Below are 18,375 nucleotides of genomic sequence, written 5' to 3'. Positions count from 1 at the left end.
AGGAGCATTTCGCTGCTGTCTGTTTTGTTTAGTGACTGTATTTCTTGATCTCACCGCGGTCCAAACGTTCTTTGTAGCTGATCATTTCGCGGCGCACGATTGGCGCAAGGAAATACAGACCCAGAATGTTCGGCACACAGATCAAGAAGACCAGCGCGTCAGAGATATCCAGAATTGGCCCAAGCTGTACCATGCAACCCAACGCCACGAACGCGCAGAATATCAGCTTGTAGATCGTCTGACCCATCTGACCTTCTCCAAACAGATAGGTCCAACCCTTCAGCCCGTAATATGACCAAGAGATCATGGTCGAGAACGCAAAGAGCAGTGCGCCAAAGGCCAGCGGGAGTGGGAACCAGCCAATCTGACGTTCAAAGGCCGCCGACGTCATTGCAACCCCTGTCGCGTCTCCGGCAAAGTTTGGATCGGCCACCTGACTTGTGCCAATGACCAGCGCCGTGATCGTACAGATAACGATGGTATCAATGAAAGGTTCCAGCAGCGAAACGTAGCCCTCTGTCACCGGTTCTGGCGTTTTTACTGCGGCATGCGCGATGGATGCGGAACCAATACCAGCTTCGTTCGAGAACACAGCACGTTGGAACCCGATGATCAGCGCACCGATTGCACCACCCTGAACGCCCGCGCCTGTAAAGGCACCAGAGAAGATGTTGCCGATTGCAGCAGGGATCGAGGAGAAGTTCATCAAGATGACGATGATCGCAAACACGCAATAAAAGATCGCCATAAATGGCACAATCTTTTCGGTCACGCGGGCGATGGATTTGATACCGCCGATGATCACCATAAAGACGACCGCCGCAAGGATCAGACCGATGAGCCAGCCAAGCCCATCAAGCCGGCCACCGGCAACGGTATTAAGCTGCACATAGGCCTGATTGGATTGGAACATATTGCCGATGCCCAAGGCGCCGATAAAGATACCAATCGCATAGAAGGTGCCCATGAACTTGCCAAAGCCACCCATGCCGCGTTCTTCGAACCCTTTGCGCATGTAGTACATCGGACCACCGGACACAGACCCATCTGGGTTTTCCTGCCGGTATTTGACGCCCAGTGTACATTCGACAAACTTTGTCGACATGCCCAGGAAACCGGCCACAATCAGCCAGAACGTCGCCCCCGCACCGCCGATGGTCACCGCAACAGCAACACCACCGATGTTACCAATGCCGACCGTGCCTGAAACCGCTGTGGCAAGTGCTTGAAAGTGCGACACCTCACCGGGGCTGTCTGGGTCGGCATAGTCCCCACGGACCAGTTGGATCGCATGTTTGAAACCGCTGACATTCACAAAGCCAAGGTAGACGGTAAAAAACACAGCACCGATGACAAGCCACAAGACAACCAGCGGAAGCGCAGCACCAAAAACGTTTATCTTAAAGAACACAAAACTGCCGACCGCTGACGCGATGGGTGCAGTGATTTCATTGATCGTATCGTCAAAGCCAGCATATGCTGGCAACGCAAAGAACAGCATGGCTGTCAGCGCTGTGAAGAATCTCATCATAACATGTCCCTTCATATTCTTGTTGGTTCACCCATCAACAAGGGGCAAACTTTTGTGCGCCGTATTAGGGCACGACGACGACAGGCACCGGAGAGGTTTGCACCAGATTGCCCGCGACGCTTCCAAACAACAGGTTCTTGATACCCGACTGACCACGCCGTCCGATCACGATCTGCTGCACGCCAAATTTTTCAGCGAGTTTGATCAGTGTTTCGGCAGGTGGGCCGTGGCGCACGACCGTTTCATATTCGATGCCGGCGGCAGCCAACTGAGCGGCGGCCGGCTCCACGACACCGGATGTCGCCCTATCGATTTCTTCCTCTCTGCGTTTGTGCCGCTCTGCGTTTTCTTCAGGTGTGTTGAATGAGTATGGGGACCATTCGATGACATATGTCACAATCAGTTTCGCCCCTCCCAGTTTTGCGCGTTCAGTTGCGTATTGGAGCGCGCGCGCGCCACCATCGCTACCATCCACTGCTACTAAGACCGAATTCGTCATAGGAAATCCCTCCGAATTGCATCTTGCTGCGTGTTCCATCGCCAAAATAATGCGAAGCCAACACAACATATGCAGAAGTGTTGTTCAAAAAATGCAATCTGACAAGTCGTGAGGCTTAGCAGGTTATTCGGTCATGGTGCTTATTCATTGGACCATGACCCCGTTCATAGCGTGTCGGTGCAGGTGAGGCTGTGCGCGAACCACGTCAGCAAGTCCCGCAAAATCGACCCAGACGCGATGCGTATTGCTACCCCTGCAACACCTTCGCCGCCTCAGGCGCGAAATACGTCAATATCCCGTCACAGCCCGCGCGTTTGAACGCCAAGAGGCTTTCCATCATCACCTTCTCGCCATCCAGCCAGCCGTTCTGCGCCGCCGCTTGCATCATCGCGTATTCGCCGCTCACCTGATAGGCGTAGGTTGGCACCCCAAAGCTATCTTTGACCCGTCGGCAGATATCCAGATAAGGCATGCCCGGTTTGACCATGATCATATCAGCGCCCTCGCGCAGGTCGCGTTCGACCAATCGCAAGGCCTCATCACTATTGCCGGGATCCATTTGATAGGTGTTTTTGTCGCCCGTCAGCGCCGAGGACGCGCCGACCGCATCGCGGAATGGACCATAAAAACTGGAGGCGTATTTGGCGGTATAGCTAAGGATCGCGACGTTCTGATGGCCTTCAGCTTCAAGTGCGGCACGGATCGCCCCGATACGCCCGTCCATCATGTCAGAGGGGCCAAGGATATCGGCGCCAGCCTCGGCCTGTGCGAGGCCCATTTTAACCAGCGCCTCAACCGTGCGGTCATTCACGATCTCACCGTTTTCGACAAAGCCGTCGTGGCCGTTGATATTATAGGGATCAAGCGCGATATCGGTCATCACAGCGATATCAGGGGCTGCATCCTTGATCGCACGGATCGCCTGATTGGTCAGGTTGTTGGGGTCCCATGCCATCGCGCAATCTTCGGTGCGTGCGTCCATCCCGGTGTAAGGAAAGATGCAAATGGCGGGAATACCAAGGGCTTGCGCCTCAACGGCTGCTTTGGCCACACGATCAACCGTGCGCCGAACTACGCCGGGCATTGAGGCGACTGGCGTTTCATCATCCTTGCCGTCCATCACAAAAACCGGCCAGATCAGATCATCGACCGTCAATGTGTTCTGCCGGGCCAATGCACGCATGGCAGGATTTTTGCGCAGGCGGCGCAGCCGGGTTGCGGGGAAGGGGGCAAGGGTCGGTTTCATCGTGCAGGCCTTTTTCGCGTCACTTATTCTTGGTTGCATGGATTTTGCGACATCACAAGTCTGGGCAAGTGGCTGTCGGGCCGCTAGGTTCCGGCTTAACTGGGAACCAATTGGAAAGACACAGGTTTGGACTGGACCGATGGCATTGTTCGCATCATCGAACTGAATACATTTTCAAACGTCTGGTATTGGCTGATCGTGGTCGGCATCTGGTCGGTGGTCAGCAACTGGTTGATCGGGGTGCCCTTCGACATGCTGTTTCGCGCGCGCCGCTATGGCACGGCAGAGCTTGCCGACGTCGAAGGGCTGGTGGATATTCACGTCCGGCGGATCGCGGCCTATCACCACAGCTTTGGGCACTGGTTGATCGGTCTTATCGCATTTGTACTTAGTGGTGTGGGCTTTGCCGGCTTTTACTATGGGTTGGAACTGGGGCAGGGGTTGTTTGTACTGGGCGCACCGCTTTGCCTGATTGGGGCTATCAATGTCCGGCTTGCGCTGGAACTGAACCAGACGCCGCTGGCGGGCAAGGATTTGGTCCATCGCCTGTTTCGAGTGCGTTTGTGGACCCAGATCATCGCTATGGTGACGATGTTTTTCACGGCGATGTACGGGATGTACTTCAGCCTCGCCAAGCTGCAATTCTTCTAGGTCTGTTGACACTCAAGGCCCGCAGGATAGATGAGCGCAATGGCTAATCCCAAACACATCACCGTTTCCGGCGCGCCCGAGGGATATGACGCGCAGTTGATCCTTGCCGAACTGGCCAAGGGTCAGCCGGTGCTGCATGTCGCACGCGATGACAAACGGCTTGCCGCGATGCAGGCCGCTTTGCGTTTCTTTGCACCTAACACGCCCGTCTTTGTGTTTCCCGCATGGGATTGCCTACCCTATGACAGGGTTTCACCAAACACTGACATCTCTGCCGCACGTATGGCCACGCTGGCGGGGCTGGTCCATGGGATGCCCGAACAGTTCATCCTGCTGACAACGCTGTCTGCTGCCACGCAACGTGTGCCCGCGCGTCGCTTGCTACGTGAAGCGGCCTTTACCGCCACCGTGGGCAAGCGGTTGGACGAAGATGCTTTGCGTCACTTCCTTGTCCGTATGGGTTTTACCCAAAGCCCCACCGTGATGGAACCTGGCGACTATGCCATTCGCGGCGGCATCATTGATATCTTTCCACCCGGTCAAAGCGGGCCGGTACGGCTGGACCTGTTTGGTGACGTGTTGGACGGCGCCCGCCGCTTTGATCCTGCAACACAGCGCACCACCGAAAAACTGACCGAAGTGGAACTGGCCCCGGTCTCTGAGGTGATCCTTGATGAGGCCGCCATTACCCGGTTTCGCCAGAATTACCGTCTGGAGTTTGGTGCCGCAGGCACGGATGATCCGCTGTACGAGGCCGTGTCGGCGGGTCGCAAACATGCCGGTGTGGAACATTGGTTGGGGTTCTTTCAGGACGATCTGGAAACGCTGTTTGACTATCTGCCCAAGGCCACCGTTACACTTGATGATCAGACAACGCCGATGCGCTTGACCCGCTGGGATAGCATTGCCGATCAATATGGCACGCGCATGCACGCCCTTGGTCAAAAGGGGCGCATGGACAGTGTCTATAAACCCGCACCACCCGACTTGCTTTATCTGAACGACGCGGCCTGGGAAGCGGCGGTTGCTGACCGTCGCATCATGCAACTTTCCCCGCTCAAGCAAGCCACCGGGCCGGGAGTGATTGATGCAGGCGGGCGGATCGGCCGCAACTTCTCGCCCGAACGGCAGCAGGAACAGATCAGCTTGTTCGGCGCGTTGGCCGATCATATCCGCGCGAAATTGAACGACGGACCTGTTGTCATCGCCTCATATTCCGAAGGCGCGCGCGAGCGTCTGGAAGGGCTGATCGAAGACGAAGGCGTGGCCGAGGTTATCCCGGTGTCTGACTTCAGCCGGGTCGGCAAGCGTGGTGTGCATCTGGCTGTCTGGGCGCTTGATCACGGGTTCGAAGCCCCCGGTGTCACCGTCATATCCGAACAGGATGTGCTGGGCGACCGTCTGATCCGCCAGACCAAGCGCAAACGGCGGGCCGAGAATTTCCTAAGCGAAGCCAACAGCCTATCCCCCGGTGATCTGGTGGTTCACGTAGACCATGGCGTCGGGCGCTACATAGGCATGGAGGTTGTAACGGCACTGGGTGCGGCACATGAATGCCTGCTGCTGGAATATGCCGAAGACTCCAAACTCTATCTGCCTGTCGAGAATATCGAACTGCTGTCGAAATACGGTCATGAGACCGGGTTGTTGGATAAACTGGGCGGCGGCGCATGGCAGGCCAAAAAAGCCAAGCTCAAGGAACGTATCCGCCAGATTGCCGAACGCCTGATCCGGGTCGCGGCAGAGCGCGAGCTGCGCACCGCACCGGCGTTGGACCCGCCTGATGGGCTGTGGGATCAGTTTCTGGCGCGTTTTCCCTATGTGGAAACTGATGATCAATTGGCCGCGATTGAGGACGTACTGACCGATTTGGGGGCGGGCAAACCCATGGACCGGCTGATCTGCGGCGACGTGGGCTTTGGCAAAACAGAGGTCGCGATCCGTGCGGCCTTTATTGCCGCCTTGTCAGGTGTGCAGGTGGCGATCATCGCCCCGACGACCTTGCTGGCGCGTCAGCACTATCAGAACTTTGCTGAACGGTTCCGCGGCTTTCCGGTCAATGTGCGCCCGCTGTCGCGGTTTGTATCGGCGAAAGATGCCAATCTGACCCGCGACGGTTTGACCAAGGGCACAGTTGACATCGTGGTGGGCACCCATGCGCTTTTGGCCAAAGGCGTGCGCTTTAAGAACCTTGGCCTGTTAGTCATTGATGAAGAACAGAAATTTGGCGTGCAGCACAAAGAACGGCTAAAGCAACTGCGCACGGATGTGCATGTGCTCACGCTGACGGCAACGCCGATCCCGCGCACGCTGCAACTGTCCCTTTCCGGCGTGCGCGATCTGTCGATCATTGGCACACCGCCCATCGACCGTTTGGCGATCCGCACATATGTCAGTGAGTTCGACACGATTACGGTGCGAGAGGCGCTCTTGCGCGAACACTATCGCGGCGGGCAGTCCTTTGTTGTTGTGCCACGGATCAGCGACATGGAAGAGATGGAGGACTTCCTCAAACGCGAGGTGCCGGAGGTGTCATATATCTCGGCCACAGGCCAGATGGCCGCGGGCGAGCTCGATGATCGGATGAACGCGTTTTATGACGGCAAGTTTGATGTGCTTCTGGCCACAACGATTGTCGAAAGCGGATTGGACATCCCAACGGCCAATACGATGATTGTCTGGCGGTCGGATATGTTCGGCCTCAGCCAGCTTTATCAGATCCGGGGCAGGGTCGGGCGCTCCAAGACGCGTGCCTATGCCTATCTTACCACCAAACCGCGTCAGAAGCTGACGGACACGGCCCAGAAACGTCTGCGGGTACTGGGGTCCATCGATACGCTGGGGGCCGGGTTTACACTGGCCAGTCAGGACCTTGATATTCGGGGGGCGGGCAATCTGCTGGGTGAAGAACAATCAGGGCAGATGCGCGAAGTGGGATATGAGTTGTACCAGCAAATGCTGGAGGATCAGATCGCCGCGATCCGATCAGGCCAGGCCGAGGGCATCATTGATGACGGCCAATGGGCGCCACAGATCAACCTGGGTGTGCCGGTCCTGATCCCCGACGATTATGTCCCTGATCTGGATGTGCGTCTGGGCCTTTACCGTCGCCTGTCAGAGCTTACCACGAAGGTCGAACTGGAAGGTTTCGCCGCCGAGCTGATCGACCGCTTTGGCAAACTGCCGCGTGAGGTGAACACACTGATGTTGGTGGTGCGCATCAAAGCGATGTGCAAACGCGCAGGCATTGCCAAGCTGGATGCCGGACCAAAGGGCGCAACCCTTCAGTTCCACAACGACAAATTCGCGTCACCCAAGGGGCTGGTCGAATTCATCGAAGCGCAAAAGGGGCTCGCCAAGGTCAAAGACAATAAGATCGTCGTGCGGCGTGATTGGGCCAAGGAGCGCGACAAGATCCAGGGTGCGTTCAACATTGCACGGGATCTGGCGCAGAAACTGGCGGAAGAGAAGAAGGCCAAGGCTTAACGATCAGAGCGGCTTAATCCAGCAGATCACCCGGCCGCTTGATCATGGTTGTCAGCCACAACGCCAGCGACGCAAAAATCAGCGTACCGATGGCCATCGGCATCGGTGTGCCGTCAAAAAGCAAGGCGACCGGTGCCGCCAGAACAACAGCACCAATCGTGGATACAGCGGCAATGATTGACGCGGCCATCCCTGCGATATGGCCCATCTCTTCCATGGCGAGCGCATTGAGGTTGCCAATCGCCAGCCCGGCCTGAAAGAAATTCGACGTCATCCAGACGACATAAGTGCCAAACGCCAGCCAATAGGGCGCATCGGCGGCTGTGACAGCAATCATAATTAAGGTCACTGCAATCTGCACTGTGAACATCGCTCGAATAATCGCCCGCATCCCCAACCGCACCACAATCCGTGCATTCAGCACACTGGCCGAGGCCGCGACAATGGCAATGCCACCAAACCAGAAATGGAACGTGTCGCCCTGATCAAAGGTGATATCGAACACCTGTTGCGTCGATGACAGCACCATAAACAACATTCCGAATGTCAGCGTTTGCACAAAGATCGACAGGCGTGCTGTGCGATGGGCGAACATCTCTTTGATGGCTGCACCCAGGGCAATCAAGCTTAGTGGTCGGCGGTTTTCGGGGGTGAGTGTCTCTGGCTGCCGGGCCAACAGCCAGATCAGTGAAATCGCCGAGAAGATGATAAAAGCCGCAAAAATCGCGCGCCAGCCAAAGCCTTCGATAATGTAGTGCCCCATGGTTGGTGCCAGTGCCGGCACCAGCGAAAAGACAACCATCACAAACGACAGGATGCGCGCCATGTTGGGACCAGAATACAAATCGCGGATCAGTGCCATCGCAACCACACGCGGCCCGGCGGCACCCAGCCCCTGAACGACACGTGCCGCCAGCATAACTTCAAGCGATTGTGCGGCCCAGGCCACGGCACAGGCGATCACATAGACAATGGCGCCGCCCACCATCACCGGTTTGCGCCCAAAGGCGTCAGACAAGGGGCCAGTGAACATCGTGCCAATGCCCATCCCAAACACAAAGCTGGTGATGATCAATTGGGCATTGTTGACGTTGTTGGGGGAAAGGGCCGCCCCGATCTCTGGCAAGGCGGGCAACATGGCATCGATGGAAAAGGCCACCGTTGCAGCGACCATCGCCATGAGGGCGATGAATTCCGTCTGCGGCAGCTGCCGTGGCCCTGTCGTGGTTGTCATTCAGTTGCCGCGATCTGATCCATGATTTCCTTGATCACACCCACCCACATTTCGGGCGGCTGCGCGCCGGGTACGGCGTGCTGTTGGGCCACAACGAATGTCGGGACAGAGTTCACGCCCATCTCACGGCTGTGTTTGTCACGCTTTCGGATATCGTCAACATCAGAATCCGAGGCCAAAAGCTTGGTAACCATGGTCGCGTCCATCTCGGCGGTATCGGCGATATCGGCCAGAACCTCGTGATCGCCAATATCGCGGCCTTCGACAAAATACGCCTTAAAGAGCAGATCAACGACAAAGGACTGGCGCTGCTCAATCCCTGCCCAATGAATCAGGCGGTGCGCGTCGATGGTATTGGGCGTTTTCTGGATTGCGTCAAAGTTGATATGCGCCCCGGATTTTTCAGCATGCTCAACAACAGGGGCATAGGCCTTTACCGCACCGTCCTTGCCGCCAAACTTGCCCTCTAGATAGGCACGCCTGTCCATCCCGCCGCTTGGCATGTCAGGGTTCAACTGGAACGGATGCCACTCGATCGTGAACGGGTGATCGGGGAACTGCTCTAGCGCCTTGTCCAGATTGGTTTTGCCGATGAAACACCAAGGGCAAATAGGATCAGAGATGATATCAAGTTTGACCATAGAAGGCTCCGACACTGGGGGGTTACCATTATCCTCTACCACGTCTGATCGAAGGTGAAAGCCCAAGGCGTCAGAAATCCCTGTGCGCGGGCGCACATGGTCGTCTGCACTCAGCTTGCAAGATGAAACCCTGCCGCCTATGACAGGCCCATGGCCGACAGCGACCCCTCAAACCTGATCCGTATCGCCCGCGAAGACGGCGATGCCGATATCGCGCAACCCCTTGATCTGGGCGCGCGCGTCCGGGAATTGCGCAAAGCGCAGAATTGGACGTTGGAACAAGCCGCGCAGCAGGCAGGGCTTGCGCGCTCAACCCTGTCCAAAATCGAAAATGGGCAGATGTCGCCCACCTATGACGCACTGAAAAAACTGGCGGTCGGGTTGCAAATCTCGGTGCCGCAACTGTTTACGCCGCCTTCCAAGGGCCAGGTGAATGGCCGCATGGCCGTAACCCACAGCGGCCAAGAGGCCACCAAGGTCACAACGACCTATGAACACGCCTTGCTGGCCGAAGCCCTGACCACCAAAAAGATGCTGCCCTATCGCGCTCGGATCCACGCTCGCGGGATCGAGGATTTTGAGGGCTGGGTCCGCCACGATGGCGAAGAGTTCCTTTATGTGCTTACCGGCCAGATCATGCTGTATACGGAGTTTTACGAACCCGTTACGCTCAAGCGTGGCGACAGCGCCTATTATGACGCCACCATGGGGCACAACGTGATTTCGACCAGTGCCGAGGATGCCATGATCCTCTGGGTCACATCGCTAAGCTAGTCCTTGAAAACGCGGGGCAAGATCACAGCCGCAACCCCAACGCCCACAATCTGCATCACGATGAACATTGGGATATGGGCGGGGTTGATACCTGCAAATGTATCGCTGAACCCACGCGCAATAGTCACGGCGGGGTTGGCAAAGCTGGTGGACGACGTGAACCAATAGGCACCGGTGATATAAAGCGCCACCAGGGTCGGTACCGCATCGGCACGGCTTTTCAGCCCACCAAAGATCACAAATAGCAATCCAAAGGTGGCCAGAATTTCCGAGAACCATTGCGACACGCCGTTCCGGTCTGTGGTCGAGGCCTGCAAGATGGTGAGGTCAAACATCACATGCGCGGCCCAGACGCCAAGGATACCTCCGATGATCTGCACGATGACATAGGGTATGGCGTCGCTGATCTTGATCTCGCCTCGCAGCAGAAAGGCCAGCGTGACGGCAGGGTTGAAATGCGCGCCGGAAATGGGGCCAAGTGTGGTGATGATCACATAAAGAATGCAGCCCGTCGCAATCGCATTCGCCAAAAGCGCAATCGCCACGTTTCCGTCCGCAAGCGCGGCCCCCATGATGCCCGAGCCCACAACGCCAATCAGCAGAAACGCCGTTCCTAACCCTTCGGCCAATAGTTTCTGCATCTTATGCCCCAATCCGGTTGAATATCGCCTGCACGTCCTCTTGTGTCATTTCCTCGAAAGGAAGCGCAAGCAAGATGCGGGCTTTGTCGGACAAAAGCGCATAGCTTCTGCAAAAGCGGCGGGCTGATTGTCCGGTGCGGCAGCGGCGGGATCATCGACACCCCAATGCGCGCGCAAGGGCGTACCCGGCCAATAGGGGCATTCTTCGGCGGCAGCAGACCCGCAAACGGTGATCACCGCATCCATCTTTGGCGCGCCCGGTTTGGCGTAATCATCCCAACTTTGCGAGCTGAGCCCATCGGTTGGAAAGCCTTCTTTGGCGAGCAGTTCCAACGACTGCGGATGCACTTTGCCGGCAGGTTTGGACCCCGCCGACCACGCATTGATCCGCCCGTCAGAGCGGTGGGAAAGTATGGATTCAAGCAGGATAGAACGGGCAGAATTGCCGGTACACAGTACAAGGATATTCATAGTGGGCCCTTTGCGTCATGTCAGGCCCGCTTAGTCGTTGAATGTAACAATTCAACGACAAGGCGAACCTTCGACGCGCTTATTGCTCGTACCACCAGACATCGGGCTGCCAGCCGGGCCAATCCCCGAAGATCGGAACATAGTCAGGATGCTGCAGCTCTTTGGCTTGGGCAATCCGGCTGATATTCCACTGATAAATCGGGATCACATAGCGACCGGCGGTCAGCACACGGTCCAGCGCTTTGACAGCGGCAAGAAAATCATCCTGACTTTCCGACGTCAGCAAGCGGCCAATCATGGCGTCAGCAGCGGCAGATTGCACACCCATCAAGTTGCGACCACCCACTTCGTTGGCGCGTTCCGTGCCATAGTAGTTGTACTGTTCATTGCCCGGCGACAGCGACAGACCGCGCCGATAGTAAACCATGTCAAAATCAAAGGCGTCGGTGCGTTCTTTGAACTGCGCGCTGTCTGCCACGGTCATCACCGGCGTGATCCCGATCCGCGCCAGCGATTCCATATAGAGGTCGATGATGGACTGCATTTCGGTTGCGCCCTGATCCAGCAGGATTTCAAGCGCAAAGTCATTGCCATCTGCATCGCGCATTGCGCCATCCTGAATGGTCCAGCCTGCCGCCTCGAACATCTCGAACGCGGCCGCACTGCCTGCGCGGTTACGCTCGCTACCATCACTGACGGGCAGGGCGTAGCCTTCGATGGTTCCGGGGATCAGATCAGCCGCGAAGGGTTCAAGAAATTCAGCAACACGGCCTGTGGCGGGGTCACTGTCCATCCCCAGCGGGGAATTCGACCAGTAAGAGGTAATGCGCGGTTGGGCCGATCCGGTCATCGTCTCATTGATGAATTCAAAGTTGAACGCATGGATCAGCGCATCGCGCACACGCCAGTCGGCCAGATGTGCGCGTCGGGTGTTCATCGCAAACCCTGTCATCCCAGAGGGCCGCTGATGTTCGATGACTTCCTTGACGATCTCACCGTCTTGAATCGCCGGGAAATTGTAACGTGTGTCCCAACGCACGACGTTGAACTCGCGGGTGGCATTCACTTCACCCACCTTGAACGCCTCAAACGCGGCAGTTTCATCGCCGAAGAATTCCAGCCGGACCTCGTCAAGGTTGTTGGTGCCAACCCGGAACGGCACATCCGCACCCCAATAGTCAGGGTTACGGCGCAGGGATACAAACCGACCGGGATCAAAATCATCAATCACGTAAGGCGAGGACGTGATCGGCACGATCTCTGTTGTGCTTTCGGCGAAATCGACGCCTTCCCATTGATCTTTTTTCAGGATCGGGCGCAGACCAGCCAGCAAGGCCAATTCGCGGTCTTCGACATTGAAGGTGAAACGCACCGAGCGGTCACCTGTCTGTTCTAGGCTGTCCACCTTGGCCCAGAAACCCAGATAGCGGGGGTGCCCGACAGTGCCCAAGGTTTCATATGACCACAGCACATCTTCAATCGTGACTGGGCTGCCGTCGGAAAACCGGGCCTCTTCGCGCAGGGTGAATTCCACCCATTCGCGGTTCGGTCCGGTTTCAATCGATTCGGCCAAAACACCGTAGAGCGAAAACGGTTCGTCCAGTGAGCGGCCCATGAAGCTTTCGCCCAGAAAAAACCGCAACTGCCACGGCACCGACCCCTTGCGGATGAATGGGTTTAGGCTGTCAAAGCTGCCCACCTCTGCCGTGACGATCTGGCCGCCCTTTGGCGCATCAGGATTGGCGTAGGGCAGGGACACAAAATCAGGTGGAAGGGCCGGGTCGCCATACATAGCTATGCCATGCTGGGGCTGTGCAAACACGCCCTGCGCGCCTATGGCTAGGGCGATGATCGTCGCCGATGCCTTCAGCATTAATGAAAATTTAACCTTCATCGGTAGTTGCCCCTGCATATTGTTTGTTCGTTGGCCATAACCGTAAAGAGGGTTTTGAGCCTTTTCAAACTTTTAGCTTGGAGACGGGCAAGTCATTGCTTATAAAGAGGTCACTGCTCGATAGGTTTCTTGCCTGTATGAAACCTGCCTCAATAACTTTACGCCCGCCTTGTGCGGGCGTTTTTTTTATGGCTCACGGAACCGTAACGTGGCTTTCGCAGTTGCAGCATATACTGTGAGTCGAACGCAAGAGAATCGGGAGCTAAATCATGTCACTTGCAGGAAAAACCGCCGTTATCACCGGATCCAACTCTGGCATTGGTCTGGGCGTTGCCCGTGAATTGGCCAAGGCGGGTGCCAATGTGGTGCTCAACTCATTCACTGACACCGAAGAAGATCACGCTTTGGCCGCCGAAATCGCCAAGGCGACCGGGGTCGATGCGAAGTACGTGCAAGCCGACATGTCCAAGGCGGATGACTGCCGGCGCCTGATCGCCGCTGCGGGTGGATGCGATATTCTGGTGAATAACGCGGGCATCCAACACGTGGCCCCGGTGCAGGATTTTCCAACAGGCAAATGGGACGCGATCATTGCGATTAACCTCAGTTCTGCCTTTCACACAATCGCCGCTGCAGTGACTGGCATGCGCGAAAAAGGCTATGGCCGGATCGTCAACATTGCTTCTGCCCACGGGCTGACTGCATCGCCCTATAAATCCGCCTATGTCGCGGCCAAACACGGTATCGTCGGCCTGACTAAGACCATCGGTTTGGAAACCGCGCAGGAACCGATCACCTGCAACGCGGTTTGTCCCGGCTATGTGCTGACCCCATTGGTCGAGGCGCAAATCCCCGACACCATGAAAGAATACAACATGTCCCGCGAGGACGTGATCAAGAACGTCATGCTGGAACGCCAGCCATCCAAGGAATTTGCCACAGTCGAACAATTGGGTGGCACCGTTGCCTTCCTTGCTTCTGACGCCGCCGCACAGATCACTGGTACGACGATTTCGGTTGATGGCGGCTGGACAGCACTGTGAAGCGGATCAATCTGGCACTGCAGGGTGGGGGCGCGCACGGCGCCTTTACATGGGGTGTGCTGTGTCGCTTTCTACAAGACGAAGATATTGAAATCGCAGCGATTTCAGGCACATCTGCGGGTGCGTTGAATGCTGCCGCGCTGAAATCCGGCTGGGTTGCAGGCGGGCGCGAGGGTGCGCGCGAAAACCTTGATTGGTTGTGGACACAAATCGGGGCAATCACTGACCCGCTTTTTGCGCCGTGGATGAGTGCGGCAACACCAACGGCCCAGCTTTGGGCCAAGGCGATGGAATTTTCGCCAATCTACGCGGCCCTGGACATGACAACGCGCCTGATGTCGCCTTATGCCTACGGCCCGGCAATGCAAAACCCACTCAGCCGGATCGTCGAGAAATTCCACTATGATGCTGTCTGCGCGACCGAAGGGCCTGCGTTGCACATCTGCGCTACCAACGTCCGCTCTGGCAAGATCCGCGTCTTTGCAGGTGAAGAGATCGTGCCAGACGCCATTATGGCCTCTGCCTGCCTGCCCAGCCTGTTTAAGGCGGTGGAATTTGAGGACCCCAAGACCGGCAAGGTCGAGGCGTTCTGGGACGGTGGTTATACAGGAAACCCTGCACTTTTCCCTTTATTTGTCAGTAATTTACCAGACGATATTCTAGTCGTAAATATCAATCCGCTTCATCGTGATGCCTTGCCCAGGGACAGCCAATCGATCCAGAACCGGATCAATGAGATCAGCTTTAACAGTTCGCTCTTGCGCGAATTGCGCGCGATTGAATTTGTCAGGCGGCTGCTTGAAGACGGCGCGATCAAACGGGGCACGATGAAGAATGTTCTGGTCCATATGATTGCGGATGATGATCTGATGAATGACCTCAATGTCGCGACAAAGACCATTCCATCGCCGGTCATCCTCGCGCGGTTAAAGCAAGCGGGCGAGGCTGCGGCGGATACTTTCCTCAAAGACCACAAAAAGGACATTGGCAAGCGCAGTTCAGTTAACCTGACCGAGATGTTCAGCTAAGCAGTTTGACCGCCAATGCCCACATCACAACGCCGATCAACACGTCCAGTATGCGCCATGCGCGCGCCGATTGCATGACGGGGGCAAGCAGACGCGCGCCATAACCAAGGCTGAAGAAGAAGACGAATGACGATGTCACCGCGCCAATTCCAAAGGCTGTTTTTTCAGCGATGTCAGTAAATTGCGTGGATACCGCACCAACCAGCCCCAACGTGTCCAGATAGACATGCGGATTGAGCCAAGTAAACGCGGCCCCCGTCGCCAGCGTCGCCCATAGCCCGGCAGATTGCCCGGACAATTGCATCGCATAATTGCCCTGCCACGCCGCCCAAAGCCGCATCGCCCCGTAGACAAATAGGAACGCAGCACCACCCCAGGCCATGATCTGGGGCAACAGGGGGTAAAGCTCTACAATGATGCCAAAGCCCAACACACCTGCGGTGATCAGCAATGCGTCGGACACCGCACAAAGTAGGCAGAGCCAAAACACATGTGCCTTGGCCAACCCTTGGCGCAACACAAAGGCGTTCTGGGCGCCGATGGCGAGGATCAGGGCAAAGGCCGTAGCAAAGCCGGTCAGTCCTGCCGCAATCATCGTCTAGTCTTCGACCGCTGGCGGGTCTTTGGCCTCAACCCCATTGGGATAAACAAGGCCCGCGGAGATCACCAATTTGGCCGCATCCTCGACCGTCATATCCAGCACTTGCACATCGCGCTGCGGCAAGAACAGCAAGAACCCCGACGTGGGGTTTGGCGTTGTGGGCAGGAACACCGTCACGATGGGTTCGCCATCGTTCAACTTTGCGTCAATCTCGCCCTTGGCATTGGTCGAGATAAAGGCAATCGCCCAGATGCCCCGGCGCGGGTATTCCACCAGACAGGCCTTGTCGAATGAGGTGTCGCGCTGCGAAAAGACGGTCTCGGATATCTGTTTGACTGCATTGTAGATCGACCGAACAACCGGCATGCGGTCCACCAGGCGTTCGCCCATGCCCAGAAATGATCGCCCGATCAGGCCTTTACCAACCCAGCCGACAAGCATGGTGAAGATCAGGAAAATCACAACACCAACGCCACGGACGTTCACGTTGATCTCATTGCCCGGCTCGCGGCCCATGATCCGGTTCAGCAATTCGGTTGGTTGATAGGCGTCCGGCACAAACGGCCAGACCCAACTGTCAACCCAGCCCACAACCGTCCAGATCAGCCAGACCGTCATCCCGATTGGGGCAACGATGATCAGACCGGCCAGAAAGTTACTCCGCATCCGCGAAATCATGCCCGGCTTATTGCGCCGTTTGCCGTCAGGTGCGTTGGGATCAAGCATCGCGCATTTCCAAGTGTTTCGTTAACGCACACTTATGCACTGGTGAGGCACACAGCAAGCGCAAGCTCATGATGCCGCGCGCAATTCCCCCATTGCGACCGCAATTTGTGCAGCAAGTCGGGCGTTGTTGCGTACAAGTGCGATATTGGCAGTCAGGGATCGCCCCTCTGTCAGCTCAAAAATGCGCCCTAACAGGAAAGGCGTGACCGCCTTGGCGCTGACGGATTGTGCGTCTGCCTCGGCCAGTGCCTGATCAATGATGGGTTGCAGGTGATCTGCGGGTATTTCATCCGCCATGGGAATTGGATTTGTGACTAACTGCCCGCCCGCAAGCCCCATCGCTGTGCGCGTCATTTGCGCCTTGGCGATCTGGGCCGCACTATCCATCCGCAACGGGGCCGCCATGTCAGAGGTCGCAGACCAGAACGCAGGCAACATGTCTTGCCCGTAGGCGATGACTGGCACGCCAAGCGTCTCTAGCACCTCATAGGTTTTTGACAGATCAAGGATCGCCTTGGCACCCGCTGCCACCACCGTCACCGGTGTTTGCGCCAACTCGTGCAGGTCGGCGGAGATGTCAAAGCTGTGTTCCGCGCCGCGATGCACGCCACCGATACCACCTGTGGCAAAGACGTGGATGCCCGCCAGATGTGCGGCAATCATCGTGGCCGCAACGGTTGTCGCGCCTGTGCCGCCCGTGGCAATGCAGGCGGCCATATCTGCCCGAGACAGTTTGGCCACATCCTGCGCCTGTCCCAACAGGTCCAACTCGCCGGTTTCTAGACCAACGTGCAGTGTTCCGTTCAGTACCGCAATCGTGGCCGGCACGGCCCCTGCGGCGCGCACATCGGCTTCGACCAATCGGGCGGTTTCCACGTTTTGGGGGAACGGCATACCGTGGGTGATGATCGTGCTTTCAAGGGCGACAATGGCTGTGCCCTCGTTGCGCGCTTGGGTCACTTCGGCGCTATAGCGAATAGGGATCATAGTGGGGTCTCTCCGGAAACATAGGTGGCGGCGGCATTCAGCGCGCGGGTCAAGGCTGAGGTGCGATCCATGCCTTGCGCCTCTGACGCGATATGGGCCGCCATAAAGGTATCGCCTGCGCCGGTCACACGGGTCACCATAACAGAGGGCGGTGTTTGGGTGATGATATCGCCTTTGGTGCCCTCGGAGGCAGATTGGCCGCCGTCAGTAACCAGCACACGGTGCGCGCCGCGTGCAATCAACGCCTCTGCTGCCGTCGCAGAGGCAGTGAATGTCGTCTGGCACAGCAAACCCGCCTCTTCGAGGTTTACGTAAAGTGTCGCGGACGGGTGACCCAGCAACGCCAGCAAACGCTCTGCCTTGCCCGGAGAGGCAGGCGCCACGCGCAAATCAGCGGCCGCAAAAAGAGGCGAGGCGGCAATCAGTTGCAGCAATTCCTCGGTCAGGTTGCCGTCCAAGGCGACTGGTCCGGCAAAGGGTGCATCTTCACGGCCAAGCGCGCCATCTGACATTGCACGCAAGATCTTGTCGCCCGCTGCCTCAAGCGAATGCGCGTCAGCAATCGCCGCAATCAATCCGTTGGCACCTTCAACCGCCATATAGACGTCGGTGGGCAGATCTTCCGAGCGGTAAATATGATCACAGATCATGCCCATGCGCAGCACTTCGGCAATCAGTTCTTCGCCCTCGGCATCGCGCCCAATTGTGGTTAGCAGGGCAGGGGTCATTCCAAAGCGGCGCAGCGTCATCGCGATGTTCATCGCCACTCCGCCGGGCAGGCGGGTGATCCGGCCTGGCACGTCTGAACCCACGCGCATGTGGCTGGCCGCACGCCCGATCACATCCCACAGGACCGATCCAATGCATATAATATCAGGTGTCTTATTCATTCCGGCCTTCTGGCGCAGCGCCTAGACAAGGG

17 protein-coding genes are annotated in these 18,375 nt (G+C 57.1%); 5 read left to right on the top strand and 12 right to left on the bottom strand.

Translation table 11 applies throughout. The features are described 5' to 3' along the window. Positions 1-28 precede the first annotated feature (28 nt). The 3 genes from DHN10_RS05650 to hemB all read right to left on the bottom strand — a co-directional run bounded on the left by DHN10_RS05650 (position 29) and on the right by hemB (position 3,276). The gene (locus DHN10_RS05650; protein ID WP_108814529.1) at positions 29-1,531 is read right to left on the bottom strand and encodes an alanine/glycine:cation symporter family protein; all 1,503 of its coding nucleotides are present in this window, start codon (positions 1,529-1,531) and stop codon (positions 29-31) included. A gap of 64 nt (positions 1,532-1,595) precedes the next feature. Then, positions 1,596-2,030 carry a universal stress protein gene (locus DHN10_RS05645; protein WP_108814257.1) on the bottom strand — a complete coding sequence of 145 codons (435 nt, stop codon included), beginning with the start codon at positions 2,028-2,030 and terminating at the stop codon, positions 1,596-1,598. 247 nt (positions 2,031-2,277) lie between these two features. Continuing rightward, complete coding sequence (gene hemB / locus DHN10_RS05640; RefSeq protein WP_108814256.1) at positions 2,278-3,276, bottom strand: porphobilinogen synthase; 999 nt, start codon at positions 3,274-3,276, stop codon at positions 2,278-2,280. A gap of 126 nt (positions 3,277-3,402) precedes the next feature. Between hemB and DHN10_RS05635 the strand changes: the two genes are divergently transcribed. Together DHN10_RS05635 and mfd are read left to right on the top strand one after the other, a co-directional pair. Then, a complete protein-coding gene (locus DHN10_RS05635; RefSeq protein ID WP_108814255.1) occupies positions 3,403-3,927 on the top strand; it encodes a hypothetical protein in 525 nt (174 codons plus the stop codon). Positions 3,928-3,966: 39 nt separating this feature from the next. Then, entirely contained in the window at positions 3,967-7,413 is a 3,447-nt protein-coding gene (gene mfd / locus DHN10_RS05630; protein ID WP_108814254.1) for a transcription-repair coupling factor, read from the top strand. A gap of 13 nt (positions 7,414-7,426) precedes the next feature. Here the strand turns inward: mfd and DHN10_RS05625 are convergent, their stop codons facing one another. Both DHN10_RS05625 and DHN10_RS05620 read right to left on the bottom strand, forming a co-directional pair. Then, positions 7,427-8,647 (bottom strand): multidrug effflux MFS transporter, encoded by a 1,221-nt coding sequence (locus DHN10_RS05625; protein ID WP_108814253.1) that lies wholly within the window; start codon positions 8,645-8,647, stop codon positions 7,427-7,429. Then, entirely contained in the window at positions 8,644-9,288 is a 645-nt protein-coding gene (locus tag DHN10_RS05620; protein ID WP_108814252.1) for a DsbA family oxidoreductase, read from the bottom strand. Before DHN10_RS05620 ends, DHN10_RS05625 begins: the two co-directional genes overlap by 4 nt. Before the next feature lie 150 nt (positions 9,289-9,438). On the opposite strand from DHN10_RS05620, the gene DHN10_RS05615 reads away from it, so the two are divergent. Further along, entirely contained in the window at positions 9,439-10,062 is a 624-nt protein-coding gene (locus DHN10_RS05615; protein ID WP_108814251.1) for a helix-turn-helix domain-containing protein, read from the top strand. Here the strand turns inward: DHN10_RS05615 and DHN10_RS05610 are convergent. The 3 genes from DHN10_RS05610 to DHN10_RS05600 form a co-directional block, all read right to left on the bottom strand. After that, positions 10,059-10,703 carry an aquaporin gene (locus DHN10_RS05610; protein WP_108814250.1) on the bottom strand — a complete coding sequence of 215 codons (645 nt, stop codon included), beginning with the start codon at positions 10,701-10,703 and terminating at the stop codon, positions 10,059-10,061. The two genes, DHN10_RS05615 and DHN10_RS05610, sit on opposite strands and share 4 nt — an antisense overlap. 45 nt (positions 10,704-10,748) lie before the next feature. After that, positions 10,749-11,174, bottom strand: coding sequence for an arsenate reductase ArsC (locus tag DHN10_RS05605; RefSeq protein WP_306419252.1), 426 nt, complete (start codon positions 11,172-11,174; stop codon positions 10,749-10,751). 79 nt (positions 11,175-11,253) lie between these two features. Beyond that, positions 11,254-13,047, bottom strand: coding sequence for an extracellular solute-binding protein (locus DHN10_RS05600; protein WP_234417068.1), 1,794 nt, complete (start codon positions 13,045-13,047; stop codon positions 11,254-11,256). A 290-nt stretch (positions 13,048-13,337) separates the two neighbouring features. On the opposite strand from DHN10_RS05600, the gene DHN10_RS05595 reads away from it, so the two are divergent. Continuing rightward, entirely contained in the window at positions 13,338-14,111 is a 774-nt protein-coding gene (locus DHN10_RS05595; protein WP_108814248.1) for a 3-hydroxybutyrate dehydrogenase, read from the top strand. Continuing rightward, positions 14,108-15,139 (top strand): patatin-like phospholipase family protein, encoded by a 1,032-nt coding sequence (locus DHN10_RS05590; protein ID WP_108814247.1) that lies wholly within the window; start codon positions 14,108-14,110, stop codon positions 15,137-15,139. Before DHN10_RS05595 ends, DHN10_RS05590 begins: the two co-directional genes overlap by 4 nt. Here the strand turns inward: DHN10_RS05590 and DHN10_RS05585 are convergent. The 4 genes from DHN10_RS05585 to DHN10_RS05570 all read right to left on the bottom strand — a co-directional run bounded on the left by DHN10_RS05585 (position 15,132) and on the right by DHN10_RS05570 (position 18,343). Further along, entirely contained in the window at positions 15,132-15,734 is a 603-nt protein-coding gene (locus DHN10_RS05585; RefSeq protein ID WP_108814246.1) for a LysE/ArgO family amino acid transporter, read from the bottom strand. The genes DHN10_RS05590 and DHN10_RS05585 overlap by 8 nt on opposite strands. 3 nt (positions 15,735-15,737) lie before the next feature. Further along, complete coding sequence (locus tag DHN10_RS05580) at positions 15,738-16,466, bottom strand: DUF502 domain-containing protein (protein ID WP_108814245.1); 729 nt, start codon at positions 16,464-16,466, stop codon at positions 15,738-15,740. A gap of 66 nt (positions 16,467-16,532) precedes the next feature. Next, entirely contained in the window at positions 16,533-17,453 is a 921-nt protein-coding gene (locus DHN10_RS05575) for a pseudouridine-5'-phosphate glycosidase (RefSeq protein WP_108814244.1), read from the bottom strand. Next, the gene (locus tag DHN10_RS05570) at positions 17,450-18,343 is read right to left on the bottom strand and encodes a PfkB family carbohydrate kinase (RefSeq protein ID WP_108814243.1); all 894 of its coding nucleotides are present in this window, start codon (positions 18,341-18,343) and stop codon (positions 17,450-17,452) included. The genes DHN10_RS05575 and DHN10_RS05570 overlap by 4 nt, the downstream gene beginning before the upstream one ends. Positions 18,344-18,375 lie beyond the last annotated feature (32 nt).

The organism is Loktanella sp. Alg231-35 (assembly GCF_900143545.1).
Lineage (GTDB): Bacteria > Pseudomonadota > Alphaproteobacteria > Rhodobacterales > Rhodobacteraceae > Yoonia.
The sequence above is the reverse complement of the archived record's forward strand: the minus strand, read 5'-3'. Positions and strand labels throughout refer to the sequence as shown.

What these genes read in the sequence shown, in the direction of transcription:
- DHN10_RS05650 (WP_108814529.1), bottom strand. Translation starts at nt 1,531, where the DNA reads ATGATGAGATTCTTCACAGCGCTGACAGCCATGCTGTTCTTTGCGTTG.
- DHN10_RS05645 (WP_108814257.1), bottom strand. Translation starts at nt 2,030, where the DNA reads ATGACGAATTCGGTCTTAGTAGCAGTGGATGGTAGCGATGGTGGCGCG.
- hemB (WP_108814256.1), bottom strand. Translation starts at nt 3,276, where the DNA reads ATGAAACCGACCCTTGCCCCCTTCCCCGCAACCCGGCTGCGCCGCCTG.
- mfd (WP_108814254.1), top strand. Translation starts at nt 3,967, where the DNA reads ATGGCTAATCCCAAACACATCACCGTTTCCGGCGCGCCCGAGGGATAT.
- DHN10_RS05625 (WP_108814253.1), bottom strand. Translation starts at nt 8,647, where the DNA reads ATGACAACCACGACAGGGCCACGGCAGCTGCCGCAGACGGAATTCATC.
- DHN10_RS05620 (WP_108814252.1), bottom strand. Translation starts at nt 9,288, where the DNA reads ATGGTCAAACTTGATATCATCTCTGATCCTATTTGCCCTTGGTGTTTC.
- DHN10_RS05615 (WP_108814251.1), top strand. Translation starts at nt 9,439, where the DNA reads ATGGCCGACAGCGACCCCTCAAACCTGATCCGTATCGCCCGCGAAGAC.
- DHN10_RS05610 (WP_108814250.1), bottom strand. Translation starts at nt 10,703, where the DNA reads ATGCAGAAACTATTGGCCGAAGGGTTAGGAACGGCGTTTCTGCTGATT.
- DHN10_RS05605 (WP_306419252.1), bottom strand. Translation starts at nt 11,174, where the DNA reads ATGAATATCCTTGTACTGTGTACCGGCAATTCTGCCCGTTCTATCCTG.
- DHN10_RS05600 (WP_234417068.1), bottom strand. Translation starts at nt 13,047, where the DNA reads ATGCTGAAGGCATCGGCGACGATCATCGCCCTAGCCATAGGCGCGCAG.
- DHN10_RS05595 (WP_108814248.1), top strand. Translation starts at nt 13,338, where the DNA reads ATGTCACTTGCAGGAAAAACCGCCGTTATCACCGGATCCAACTCTGGC.
- DHN10_RS05585 (WP_108814246.1), bottom strand. Translation starts at nt 15,734, where the DNA reads ATGATTGCGGCAGGACTGACCGGCTTTGCTACGGCCTTTGCCCTGATC.
- DHN10_RS05580 (WP_108814245.1), bottom strand. Translation starts at nt 16,466, where the DNA reads ATGCTTGATCCCAACGCACCTGACGGCAAACGGCGCAATAAGCCGGGC.
- DHN10_RS05575 (WP_108814244.1), bottom strand. Translation starts at nt 17,453, where the DNA reads ATGATCCCTATTCGCTATAGCGCCGAAGTGACCCAAGCGCGCAACGAG.
- DHN10_RS05570 (WP_108814243.1), bottom strand. Translation starts at nt 18,343, where the DNA reads ATGAATAAGACACCTGATATTATATGCATTGGATCGGTCCTGTGGGAT.